The sequence below is a fragment of the Klebsiella scottii genome, assembly GCF_036561945.1.
Taxonomy (GTDB): Bacteria; Pseudomonadota; Gammaproteobacteria; order Enterobacterales; family Enterobacteriaceae; genus Klebsiella; species Klebsiella scottii.
Genome location: NZ_JARXNI010000020.1, coordinates 878,061 through 889,724, shown reverse-complemented (window position 1 = coordinate 889,724; position 11,664 = coordinate 878,061). Strand labels below are relative to the sequence as shown.

Here is an 11,664-nt window from a genome sequence, read left to right as displayed (position 1 = left end):
TATGGGTGAAGTTGTTGTGATGGTTTCCCCCGGAAAATGGGTTGCTGAAGACCAGCTGATCGCCATGAAGGGAATCAAAAAGGGGACGCTCAAAAAGGCTCGTGAAAACACCTTTCTCGAAGGGAAGGAATACCGTCACGTGTCTTTCGACTGTGAGCCCTGGGACAACAGCCCATGTTTTTACAACATCGATGAAATCGATATGTGGATCGAAAGACAGAAGCCGGCGAAACCACGAAAGCAATCTGTTTAAATACTCTTTCCTTTCAACCAACGAGGAATCGTTATGATCAAATACCCAACAGGGGTGGAAAACCACGGCGGCACGCTCCGCTTGTGGTTTATCTACCAGGGAGTCAGGGTAAGGGAAAGTCTTGGCGTACCAGATACGCCAAAAAACAGAAAAGTAGCCGGCGAATTGCGTACTTCTATCTGCTATGCGGTCAAAACAGGGGCTTTCAATTACCCCGCCCAATTCCCGCAATCACCTAACCTGCGAAGATTTGGTTTCAGCCAGCTTGGTGTGACATTGAAAAATCTGTCAGATCGGTGGCTCGAACTGAAACGCATGGAGATAACGGAGAATGCGCACAATCGGTACGTCTCTTACATTAAAATATGCACTGAAATTCTCGGGCCAGAGAAACCAGTAGGAGCATTCAGTAACGAAGATGTGCTGCTTGTGCGCAAAGAACTGCTAACCGGTTTTCAAATCTGCGGTAAACACCAGAAAAACCGATCGGCAAAAAAAGGGAGGACGGTCAGAACGGTGAACGTTTATCTGAATTGCTTTTCCCAGATGTTCAAGTTTGCTGAGATGAACGGATACATCGATAAATCGCCATTTGCCGGGATAGCTCCGCTCAGGAAAAGCAAAGCCGACCCGGACCCGTTAACAAAAACCGAATATCGGAGAATGTTGGATGGTTGCCCGTCTGAACAGATCCGCAATTTGTGGGTGCTCGCGATTAACACAGGTATGCGGCATGGCGAAATCTCTGCCCTTGCATGGGAGGATATCGACCTGAAAGAAGGCACGATAACTATAAGCCGGAACATCGCCATAAAAGGACATTTCACCCCGCCCAAAACTGAAAGCGGGAATCGGGTTGTTAATCTGACTGAGCCGGCCATCCAGGCGCTGAAGAACCAACTTGCGTATACACGGATGGGTAAGCAGCACCAGATTGACGTTCATCTGCGCGAGTTTGGACGGGTTCGGGTGGATGCCTGCACTTTCGTTTTCGTACCGCGGCTGACCGCCAGAAATGGAATGGGCGGCCACTGGTACGCGCCCGGGTCATTTGGTGCCACGTGGAATGACATTCTCAAGCGTGCGGGGATCAGACATCGCCGCGCGTATGAATCACGTCATACCTACGCATGTTGGGCGTTGAGTGCCGGGGCAAACCCAAACTTTATTGCAGCTCAAATGGGCCACACTTCAGCCCAGATGGTTTACAACGTTTACGGCAAATGGATGAGCGATAACAACGTCGATCAGTTGAGCATTCTTAATGCTAATTTCAACACCGATGCCCCACAGATGCCCCAGGCCATTTCCATGTAATGGAAAACACCTTATGAATCAAGCTATCACTGCGCCCAGTCAGGCTTGTTTAAAATATGGTCCTGCCAGTCGTTGACGGTGGACTCTTTCACCGCAATATGGCGCACGGAAATACGCTCGCCGTGCATCGCCGCCTTCGATCCGGTTAACAGCGGGTGCCAGTGCGGCAGCGGCTGACCTCCAGCAAGCAGGCGATAGGCGCAGGTTGGCGGCAGCCACTCAAAGGTCGGCAGGTTGTCTCGCGTAAGCTTGATGCAGTCCGGCTCATACTCGAAGCGCCGCTCATAGTTACGACACTGGCAGGTTTTAATATTTAACTGACGGCAGGCGACGTTAGTAAAATAGATTTCGTCAGTATCCTCATCCATCAGCTTATGCAGGCAGCACTGTCCGCAGCCGTCGCACAGTGATTCCCACTCCGCGTCGGTCATTTGCTCCAGCGTTTTATGTTGCCAGAAGAGTTGTTCGCTCATAGGGATGTCCGTCATTGCAATTCAGGGTGCACCTTATAACCAGTCTGGCACGCCGATGCAAGTTTTGCCGCCTCGGGAGGCGGCAAAAGGACGTTACAGTACGCGAGTGGACAGGGTTAAACCGTTAAAACCGACTTCCAGCTCGTCGCCGCTATTCAGCGGGCCGACGCCTTCCGGGGTGCCGGTAAGCACCACGTCGCCGGCCTTCAGGGTAAAGAAGCGCGACATATAGGCAATCAGCGGCACAATTTTATGGATCATATCGGCGGTGGTGCCCTGCTGGCGAGCAGCGCCGTTCACCTTCAGGCTCAGCGCCGTGTTCTGCGGGTCACCGTGGAACTCGGCTGCGGGGATAAAACCGGAGATCGGGCAGGAGTTGTCGAATCCCTTGGCCTTCTCCCACGGCTGGCCGGCTTTTTTCATTTTGCCCTGCAGGTCGCGCAGGGTCAGATCCAGCGCCACGCCGTAGCCCGCGATCGCTTTAAGCACGTGCTCTTCGGTCGCCTGCCGCAGCGTGCTGCCAATCAGCACCGCCAGCTCCACTTCGTGATGCACCGATCCCAGCCCCTCAGGAAGCACCAACGGCTGACGGATATCGCATAACGCCGTCTCAGGTTTAATAAACAGCACCGGTTCTTCCGGCGTCGCACTGCCCATTTCCTTGATGTGGTTTGCATAATTGCTGCCCACGCAAACGACCTTGCTTACCGGAAAATCCAGTAATGCTCCCTGCCAGTTATGATGTTGGTACATTATTTCCCCTTAGTGGGTGAATCAGAGTGATACCCTTTTACTTCAGGCCGCCTCGGCGCGAACGACGTTCTCCTTCCGGCAGTCTGAATTATTTAAGGATTATTCCCCTGTTCCGCCAGGTGTTTCTTGAGTAAATTCTCAGGCGGTGGAGGAAGCTGTAGATAATAGCCCTGATCGCTCAACGCCTGTTTGACTTTTTCCAGGTCAGCGCCGACCAGTTTTTTACGCCCGTCGAGCGGCAGCAGCATGGTCATTTTCGGCGCGCCGAAGCTGCTCATTAATTCAGGGGGCACACGTGAGAAATCGTCCTTTTTTTCGACATATAAATAGGTTTGCTCACGTTTAGTACTTCGATAGATCACACAAAACATAGTTTTACCCGGAATTAGACTCGTGGTCACTTGCCTCAATATATGAGTGACTATAACATGCCTTTTAGTCTTCGGAATATCACCGCACTTCGGCGGGTGATAAACAGCAAATTGAGTAAGGCCAGGATGTCAAATACGCCAATCGAACTTAAGGGCAGTAGCTTCACCTTATCTGTCGTTCATTTGCACGACGCAAATCCCGAGGTTATTCGTCAGGCGTTAGAAGACAAAATCGCCCAGGCCCCCGCTTTTTTACGTCACGCCCCGGTCGTTGTGAATATTAGCAACATCGAAAATGTCGTCGACTGGCGCGCTATGCAGGAGGCGATCGCCGGCACCGGTTTACGCATTATCGGCGTGAGCGGCTGCAAAGCCCCGCGTCTGAAAACGGAAATCGACCGCACGGGGATCCCTTTGCTGACGGAAGGGAAAGAAAAAATGCCGCGTCAGGCGCCGCCGGAACCGGTCGTCGCTGCGCCAGTTGTTAATCAGATCACAAAAACGCGTTTGATTGACCTGCCGGTACGTTCCGGTCAGCGCATTTATGCACCAAACTGTGATCTAATTGTTACAAATCATGTGAGTGCCGGAGCGGAACTTATCGCCGACGGCAATATCCATGTATATGGCATGATGCGAGGTCGTGCACTCGCAGGCGCAGGCGGCGACAGAGAAGCCCAAATATTTTGTTCACACCTCACGGCGGAGCTGGTATCCATCGCTGGGGAATACTGGCTGAGTGATAATATCCCGGCCGAATTTTATGGCAAAGCGGCGCGTCTGCGTCTGGGCGATAACGCTTTGACTATTCAACCGTTGAGTTAGTCCCTTTTTAACAAGGAATTTCTATGGCACGCATTATTGTTGTGACTTCGGGTAAAGGGGGCGTCGGCAAGACCACCTCCAGCGCGGCCATCGCTACTGGTTTGGCCCAGAAGGGAAAGAAGACCGTCGTTATCGACTTCGACATTGGCCTGCGTAACCTTGACCTGATCATGGGCTGCGAGCGCCGGGTGGTTTATGACTTCGTTAACGTTATTCAGGGTGACGCCACGCTGAATCAGGCGTTAATCAAAGATAAGCGCACCGAAAACCTCTACATCCTCCCCGCTTCCCAGACGCGTGATAAAGACGCGCTGACCCGCGAAGGCGTAGACAAGGTTCTTGAAGAACTGAAAAAAATGAATTTCGATTTTGTTGTCTGCGATTCACCTGCAGGCATCGAAACCGGTGCGCTGATGGCGCTGTATTTCGCTGACGAAGCCATCATCACCACTAACCCGGAAGTCTCCTCCGTTCGTGACTCCGACCGCATCCTCGGTATTCTTGCGTCCAAATCCCGCCGCGCGGAAAATGGTGAAGAGCCGATCAAAGAGCATCTGCTGCTGACCCGCTACAACCCAGGTCGCGTCAATAAAGGCGACATGCTGAGCATGGAAGACGTTCTGGAAATTCTGCGTATCAATCTGGTAGGCGTGATTCCGGAAGATCAGTCCGTGCTGCGTGCGTCGAACCAGGGTGAGCCGGTTATTCTGGATGATGCGTCGGACGCAGGTAAGGCCTACGCCGATACCGTCGAACGTCTGCTCGGAGAAGAACGTCCTTTCCGCTTCATTGAAGAAGAGAAGAAAGGTTTCCTCAAACGCCTGTTCGGAGGATAAATTATGGCATTACTCGACTTTTTTCTCTCGCGGAAAAAGAACACGGCCAACATTGCGAAAGAGCGCCTGCAAATCATCGTCGCGGAGCGTCGTCGCGGCGATGCTGAACCGCATTACCTGCCGCAGCTACGAAAAGATATTCTGGAAGTGATCTGTAAGTATGTGCAGATCGACCCGGAAATGGTCAGCGTGCAGCTGGAGCAGCGAGACGGTGATATTTCGATTCTGGAGTTGAACGTGACTTTACCAGAAACGGAAGAGTCGAAATCCTGACGCTGGCTCCTCCCGATAGCCTTGCGCTGTCGGGCCAGTTTGTTGCATAAGCCCGGAGATCACCCCGGGCTATTTGTCGTTGCCTAGCGCGGATATTCGCTTAACAGCGCCCGCAGGCGATCGGCCATCAGTTCGCTACGCCAGCCGGAAATCAGCTCCGGCAGAGCATTTCCGCTCTTCAACTGCCAGTGCCAGTTCAGCAGCTGGTTAATCTGCCGTCTGGACGCCAGCAGTTCGGCGCTCAGCCCGGTCCCGGTGCTCACCTCCTGCACCAGCGCTTTAATCTCTTTAAACACCTTGCGGTATCCCGGCATATCGACCAGGTTTTGCAGCGGTTCAGGCAACGCCTCTTCCGGCAGCTCCTGCGCTTTCGCCACCAGGCTTATCAGCGTTTTACCGTGGAAGCGAATTTCACTCCCGGATAGCCCGAGGCTATCGAGCTCTCCGAGGCTGCCGGGCATATAGCGCGCCACGCTCCACAGGTGCTCTTCACGCACGACAAAATTGACCGCCATGTCGCGATCCCGCGCTTTGCGCAGGCGCCACTCTGCCAGCAGCTGCAGGCAGCCGAGCTGGCGGGTGCGCAGCTGCCAGGCGTTGCCGATATCGCGCCACGCCTGCGCAGGGTCCTGCACTTCCTGGCGGCGCTGCTGCATCAGGCGACACTCGTCCAGCGCGGCTGGCAGCCAGCCGGCGGCTTCCGTTTCGGCCATCAGCCTGCTGGCGATGGGCAGCAGATACCAGACATCCGCCGCGGCATAGTCGCACTGGCGTTCGGTCAGCGGACGGGCCAACCAGTCGGTACGCGATTCGCTCTTATCCAGCGCCACGCCGGAATACTCTTCAACCATCGATGCAAAGCCCCATGACATCGGGCGACCGCAGAACGCCGCCAGGATTTGGGTGTCAATCAGCGGCTGCGGCATCAGGCTAAAGGTGTTGAGGAACACTTCCAGATCTTCACTGCCGGCGTGCAGGTATTTGGTGACGTTTTGATTTAGCAGCAGTTCACGCATCGGCGCCCAATCGGTGATTTCCAGCGGGTCGATGAGCGAAACCTGCTCGCCATCAAACAGCTGCAGCAGTCCCAGCTGCGGATAATAGGTACGGGTGCGGACAAATTCCGTATCCAGCGCAACCGCAGCTGCCGCGCTTGCCGCTTCACAGACGGTGCGAAGACCATCGTTGGTGGTAATCATCTGATAGTTCAAATCATGCTCTCTTAACTGGCGCCCATAAAAAACGCCGGCTTAGCCGGCGTCTGGCGATTCACTCTTAGCTCAGGCTTTATTGTCTACTTTAGCGCGAGCTTCGTCACGAAGTTCTCGCCGTAAAATTTTCCCGACATTCGATTTTGGCAGCTCATCACGAAACTCAACCAGCTTGGGAACCTTATAGCCCGTCAGCTGGCGGCGGCAGAAGGCGATCAGCGCCTCTTCAGTCAGCGTCGCATCTTTCTTGACGACAAAAATCTTCACCGCTTCACCGCTGCTGCCGGACGGTACGCCGACCGCCGCCACTTCCTGAACCCCGGAATGCTGCATCACCACGTCTTCAATTTCATTGGGGTAGACGTTAAATCCGGAGACCAGGATCATATCTTTTTTACGATCGACAATCCGCAGGAAGCCATCGTCGTCCATCACCGCGATATCGCCGGTGTGCAGCCAGCCGTCTTTGATGATTTCCGCGGTGGCGTCCGGGCGCTGCCAGTACCCCAGCATCACCTGCGGGCCTTTCACGCACAGCTCGCCCGGTTGGCCCGGCGCGACTTCGTTATCGTCATCGTCCACCAGCTTCGCTTCCGTCGACGGGACCGGCAGCCCGATGCTTCCGCTGTGGTAGTCAATATCGTGCGGGTTAACGCTGACCAGCGGCGCGCACTCGGTCAGGCCGTAGCCCTCCAGCAGATACTGTCCGGTGAGCTTCACCCAGCGTTCGGCCACAACCTGCTGGACCGGCATCCCGCCGCCGGCGGAGAGGTGCAGCGTGGAGAAATCGAGCTGCTGAAACTCTTTGTTATTCAGCAAGGCGTTAAACAGGGTATTGACCCCGGTCATCGCGGTGAACGGATATTTAGCCAGCTCCTTCACCAGCCCCGGAATGTCACGCGGGTTGGTAATCAGCAGGTTCTGCCCGCCAAGCTCGATAAACAGCAGGCAGTTCATGGTCAGCGCAAAAATGTGGTACAGCGGTAAAGCCGTCACCACCAGCTCTTTGCCCCGGTGCAGCAGCGGCCCGTAGGTGGCGTTGACCTGTTCAAGGTTGGCCAGCATATTGCGATGGGTCAGCATGGCCCCTTTCGCTACGCCGGTCGTACCGCCGGTGTACTGCAGGAACGCCAGGTCTTCACAGACGATCTCCGGCTTGACGTACTGCATCCGGTAGCCGTGCTGCAGCGCGCTGCGAAACGAGATGGCGTCAGGCAGATCGTATTTTGGCACCAGCCGCTTGATGTACTTGACGACGAAGTTAACCAGGGTGCCTTTCGCCGTCGACAGCTGATCGCCCATTCGCGTCAGAATCACGTGCCTGACCTGAGTTTTATCGACCACCTTCTCCAGGGTATGCGCAAAGTTTGAGACGATCACGATTGCCGCGGCGCCGCTGTCGTTCAGCTGATGCTCAAGCTCGCGCGGCGTATATAGAGGGTTGACGTTAACCACGATCATCCCGGCGCGGAGGACCCCGAACAGCGCAATGGGATACTGCAGCAGGTTGGGCATCATCAGCGCCACGCGGTCGCCCTTTTTCAGCCCCAGCCCCTGCTGAAGGTAAGCGGCAAAAGCGCGGCTGCGCTCCTCCAGCTTACGGTAGGTCATCACCTCGCCCATGTTGATAAACGCCGGCTGGTCGGCATAGCGCGCGGCGGCTTGTTCAAACAATTCAACCAGGGATTGATAGCGGTCAGGATTTATCTCCGCAGGAACATCGGCGGGATAACGGTTTAGCCAAACCTTTTTCACTGCATCACCTCTGAAATAGTTATTCGTCGTCATCACACCCCCTGATCAACAAACATTCTGTTAACATTATATTAACTCAGCGTACCAGTTTATTAATTAGGCGTTTTGCAGGTTGCGAAGCGCGTCACTATTTATTTTTCTTATCAGACCAGAAACAAAGAAACAGCGGACTGGCCGCTGTTTCTTTTAGCTTACGAATAGCTTAGAAAAACCGCAAAATCATTCGGTTACCACATTTCTGACTTCCGCAGGGCCTGGATTATACCAGCCCCAGCCGCCGTAGCCCCATGGGGATGGGCCGTAGCCCCAGCGACGCGGGCCGAACATCCACGGATCAATCGGCTGCGGCGGCATAACCACCTGCTGCACAACGTTCCAGCGCTTATAGCCGATGACGTTCATCTGCATAAACTTATACGGCGTGCCGCCGACCTTGCCGTCGACAACGCCGGCAATCGGGCCAACCACCGTTACCAGTTGACCGCGGAAGTCCACCGGGTCGAGGAAGCCGTTAACGTCGGCGAAAATACGCCCGCGCGAAGGCTCGCCCAGCTCGGGCCGGGCGGCGCTGTCCAGCGGCACCGTGGCGATTTCTAAGCGGGTTTTGCCCTGCTGATTCATAATGTTGACCACTTTGCCGCCAAAGCGAGCTTCCTGACCAACGTACAGCTGCGGTGCGGCCATGACCCGCACTAAATCCTGCTGCGGCGTCGGGGTAGAGCCCTTGATGGCATCCGGTACCGAAACGCAGCCACTTAACGCGGCGGCAACGGCGCCCGCCAACAGCCAACGTACTACTTTAGTTTGACCCGCCATGATGCGACTCCTTCTCTCAGTCTTATGCTTACTGAGATTCATCCTCGGCCAGGAAGTTTCTTCCAGGCCACTTCGTTACGCAAATAAACCGGCTCGGCGTTCTCTACGGCAACGGTTTTACCGACGGAAAGCAGGTGACAGGCCAGCGGCAGCATATCTTCCGCTGCCGGCAGCGCAATTTCGCCGTCGGTTAAGGTCAGCGAGGAGTCCTTCGCCAGATCGGGCCACGCCGGCCAGCCGGTACCAACGGTTGCCCAGGTCCCCTCGAGCTGCTGCAGACGTTCGCTGACGGCCTCCGGCTTGAGGACCGCTTCGGTCTCTTCGCCGTGCCAGACGCCCTGCTCGTCGCGCTGATATTCCGCCCAGTAAACCTCTCCCATGCGGGCATCAATGGCGGCCAGCACGCGGGTGGCGCCGGTTTTACGCCATGCGCCCTGCGCCATAGTGGCCAGCGTAGAAACGCCGATCATCGGCAGTTCGGCGCCGAGCGCCAGGCCTTGCGCAATGCCGATGCCGATGCGCACGCCGGTAAAGCTACCCGGCCCGCGGCCGAACGCCAGCGCATCCAGTTCGGTCAGTAAGACGTTGCTTTCATTGAGGACATCCTGCACCAGAGGCAGAATACGTTGCGTATGTTCGCGGGGGCAGATTTCGAAATGAGCACAAAGGGTGCCATCATTCCACAGCGCCGCGGAGCAGGCCTCCGTGGCGGTATCGATAGCCAAAATTCGCATGAGTTGTCGCGCTCTCGCTATAGCAGATTGACAAAATGGCGCGCAGTTTATCACATTTTACGCCAGATCACCGCCCCGGCGGCACGGCGAGGAAGCGCACCGCCCGGCGGATATCGCGGGTGCGCGGCGCGGGGGGCAGGCTGGCAAGGAATACCGCGCCGTAGGGGCGCATCACCAGACGGTTATCGCAAATGACCAGCACTCCGCGGTCGTCAATATCGCGGATCAGGCGCCCCACGCCCTGCTTGAGGGTGATCACCGCATCCGGCAGCTGAACCTCGTCGAACGGGTCGCCGCCGCGCAGCCGGCAGTCTTCCATTCGCGCTTTCAGCAGCGGATCGTCGGGAGAGGTGAAGGGAAGCTTGTCGATAATCACCAAAGAGAGCGCATCGCCGCGCACGTCAACCCCTTCCCAGAAGCTGCTGGTCGCCACCAGCAGCGCGTTACCGGCGCTGACGAACTGCTGCAACAGCTGTCCTTTGCTGGTCTCCCCCTGCAGGAGAACCGGCAGCGTCATGGTCGCGCGGAACTGCTCCGCCAGATCGCGCATCATGGCGTGGGAGGTGCACAGCATAAAGCAGCGCCCGTCGTTAGCCTCAATTAGCGGCTTAAGCATCGCGGCCAGATGACGCGCCGCGCCGGGCTGATTCGGCAGCGGAAGATTGCGCGGCACGCAGAGCAGCGTCTGGTGCGCATAATCAAACGGGCTGGGCAACAGCAGCGACTCGGCCTCTTCAATACCGAGGCGAGAGGTAAAGTGGCGCAGATCGTCATTTACCGACAGCGTTGCCGAAGTGAAAATCCAGCTGCCGGGCTTTTGCGCCATCACTTCTTTAAACTTTTCGGCGACGGTCAGCGGGGTCAAGGCCAGCGTAAAGTGGCGCGAGGTACATTCGTACCAGTAGCTGAAGCCCGGCTGGTTAATCTCTTTCAGCCGCTTCAGCCGCGCGCGGTAAACCGTCGCCCGCTCAAAGGCGGCATCCAGCAGCGCGGAGCGCCCAAGGGAGAGCTTAGCCACGTCGTAGCAGAGCTCCAGCGCGTCATCGAGCAGCAGCAGCGCGCGCTGGATATGGCTATCGGCCAGCAGGTCGCGCAGGTTGCCGCGATAGCCGGGGTCCCCGAGCTGCAGACGAAAATCCTGCGCGCTCTGGGCCAGGCGATCGGCGCATTTTTGCAGCTGCTGGGTATCTTTCAGTTCGGTGCGGTAGGCGATGGTGATGTCTTTCGCCAGGTCCTGCAGCTGGCGGCTGGAGAGCGACTGGCCAAAATACTGGCTGGCAATATCCGGCAGCTGATGCGCTTCATCGAAGATCATCACCTCCGCTTCGGGGATGAGCTCAGCGAAGCCGCTCTCTTTAACCACCATATCGGCAAGGAACAGGTGATGGTTGACCACCACCACGTCGGCATCCATCGCCTTTTTACGCGCTTTGACCACGAAGCAGTCTTTATACAGCGGGCAATCGCTGCCCAGGCAGTTGTCATTGGTGCTGGTGACCAGCGGCCAGGCCTGGGAGTCCTCCGCCACGCTGACGCAGGTGCTGACATCGCCGTCGATGGTTTGGTTGGACCACGATCGCAGCAGGATGACATCGCTCAAAATTTGCACCGGCAGATCGCCCCCGGCCAGCGCCTGTTGCTCAAGACGCTCCAGGCACAGGTAGTTCGACCGCCCTTTCAGCAGCGCCAGTTTACCTTTAAATTTAAGCGCCTTGGCCACGGTTGGCAGGTCGCGGCTGTAGAGCTGATCCTGCAGCGCCTTCGAGCCGGTGGAGATAATCACCTTTTTGTTTGCCCGCAGCGCGGGCGCCAGGTAGGCGTAGGTTTTACCGGTTCCGGTCCCTGCTTCGACCACCAGAGGCCGCGTTTCCTCAATAGCCTGCGTCACCGCCACCGCCATCTGGCGCTGCGGCTCGCGTGGTTTGAATCCCGGAATCGCGTTGGCCAACTGGCCGTCTGCTGCAAAATCGTCGATCACAATGCCCCCTGGTTATTTGGACAGTGATTATGTCAGGGAGGAGGTCTTTTCACCAGCCCGGGTAGTGAC

General features: G+C 56.4%; 13 protein-coding genes. 5 read left to right on the top strand and 8 right to left on the bottom strand.

Features of this window, described 5'->3' with window-relative positions:
- The first annotated feature begins 1 nt into the window (after position 1).
- Both xisR and QFI97_RS11810 read left to right on the top strand, forming a co-directional pair.
- Positions 2-253 (top strand): excisionase family protein, encoded by a 252-nt coding sequence (xisR, locus tag QFI97_RS11815; protein ID WP_346431204.1) that lies wholly within the window; start codon positions 2-4, stop codon positions 251-253.
- Positions 254-286: 33 nt separating this feature from the next.
- Positions 287-1,570 carry a site-specific integrase gene (locus QFI97_RS11810; RefSeq protein WP_346431203.1) on the top strand — a complete coding sequence of 428 codons (1,284 nt, stop codon included), beginning with the start codon at positions 287-289 and terminating at the stop codon, positions 1,568-1,570.
- A gap of 26 nt (positions 1,571-1,596) precedes the next feature.
- Here the strand turns inward: QFI97_RS11810 and ycgN are convergent, their stop codons facing one another.
- From ycgN to QFI97_RS11795, 3 genes are all read right to left on the bottom strand, one after another.
- On the bottom strand, positions 1,597-2,043 hold the full coding sequence (gene ycgN, locus QFI97_RS11805; RefSeq protein ID WP_438943428.1) for a cysteine cluster protein YcgN: 447 nt from the start codon (positions 2,041-2,043) through the stop codon (positions 1,597-1,599).
- 93 nt (positions 2,044-2,136) lie between these two features.
- Positions 2,137-2,796 (bottom strand): fumarylacetoacetate hydrolase family protein, encoded by a 660-nt coding sequence (locus tag QFI97_RS11800; RefSeq protein WP_095101781.1) that lies wholly within the window; start codon positions 2,794-2,796, stop codon positions 2,137-2,139.
- A gap of 92 nt (positions 2,797-2,888) precedes the next feature.
- Positions 2,889-3,167, bottom strand: a complete 279-nt coding sequence (locus QFI97_RS11795) for a YcgL domain-containing protein (protein ID WP_095101779.1) — start codon at positions 3,165-3,167, stop codon at positions 2,889-2,891.
- A gap of 126 nt (positions 3,168-3,293) precedes the next feature.
- On the opposite strand from QFI97_RS11795, the gene minC reads away from it, so the two are divergent.
- The 3 genes from minC to minE are packed head-to-tail and all read left to right on the top strand — an operon-like array spanning position 3,294 to position 5,101.
- The gene (minC, locus tag QFI97_RS11790; RefSeq protein ID WP_095101777.1) at positions 3,294-3,992 is read left to right on the top strand and encodes a septum site-determining protein MinC; all 699 of its coding nucleotides are present in this window, start codon (positions 3,294-3,296) and stop codon (positions 3,990-3,992) included.
- A gap of 23 nt (positions 3,993-4,015) precedes the next feature.
- On the top strand, positions 4,016-4,828 hold the full coding sequence (gene minD / locus QFI97_RS11785; protein WP_041146180.1) for a septum site-determining protein MinD: 813 nt from the start codon (positions 4,016-4,018) through the stop codon (positions 4,826-4,828).
- A gap of 3 nt (positions 4,829-4,831) precedes the next feature.
- Positions 4,832-5,101, top strand: a complete 270-nt coding sequence (gene minE, locus QFI97_RS11780) for a cell division topological specificity factor MinE (protein ID WP_002910902.1) — start codon at positions 4,832-4,834, stop codon at positions 5,099-5,101.
- Positions 5,102-5,184: 83 nt separating this feature from the next.
- Here the strand turns inward: minE and rnd are convergent, their stop codons facing one another.
- The 5 genes from rnd to yoaA form a co-directional block, all read right to left on the bottom strand.
- Positions 5,185-6,300, bottom strand: a complete 1,116-nt coding sequence (gene rnd / locus QFI97_RS11775; RefSeq protein WP_189339888.1) for a ribonuclease D — start codon at positions 6,298-6,300, stop codon at positions 5,185-5,187.
- 81 nt (positions 6,301-6,381) lie between these two features.
- Positions 6,382-8,067 (bottom strand): long-chain-fatty-acid--CoA ligase FadD, encoded by a 1,686-nt coding sequence (gene fadD / locus QFI97_RS11770; RefSeq protein ID WP_331834404.1) that lies wholly within the window; start codon positions 8,065-8,067, stop codon positions 6,382-6,384.
- A gap of 219 nt (positions 8,068-8,286) precedes the next feature.
- Positions 8,287-8,883 carry a Slp family lipoprotein gene (locus QFI97_RS11765; RefSeq protein ID WP_095101771.1) on the bottom strand — a complete coding sequence of 199 codons (597 nt, stop codon included), beginning with the start codon at positions 8,881-8,883 and terminating at the stop codon, positions 8,287-8,289.
- A gap of 38 nt (positions 8,884-8,921) precedes the next feature.
- Positions 8,922-9,617: a tRNA (adenosine(37)-N6)-threonylcarbamoyltransferase complex dimerization subunit type 1 TsaB gene (gene tsaB / locus QFI97_RS11760; protein WP_346431201.1), complete on the bottom strand. Its 696-nt coding sequence runs from the start codon at positions 9,615-9,617 to the stop codon at positions 8,922-8,924.
- Between the two features lie 67 nt (positions 9,618-9,684).
- On the bottom strand, positions 9,685-11,595 hold the full coding sequence (yoaA, locus tag QFI97_RS11755; protein WP_095101767.1) for a DNA repair helicase YoaA: 1,911 nt from the start codon (positions 11,593-11,595) through the stop codon (positions 9,685-9,687).
- Positions 11,596-11,664: the final 69 nt, after the last annotated feature.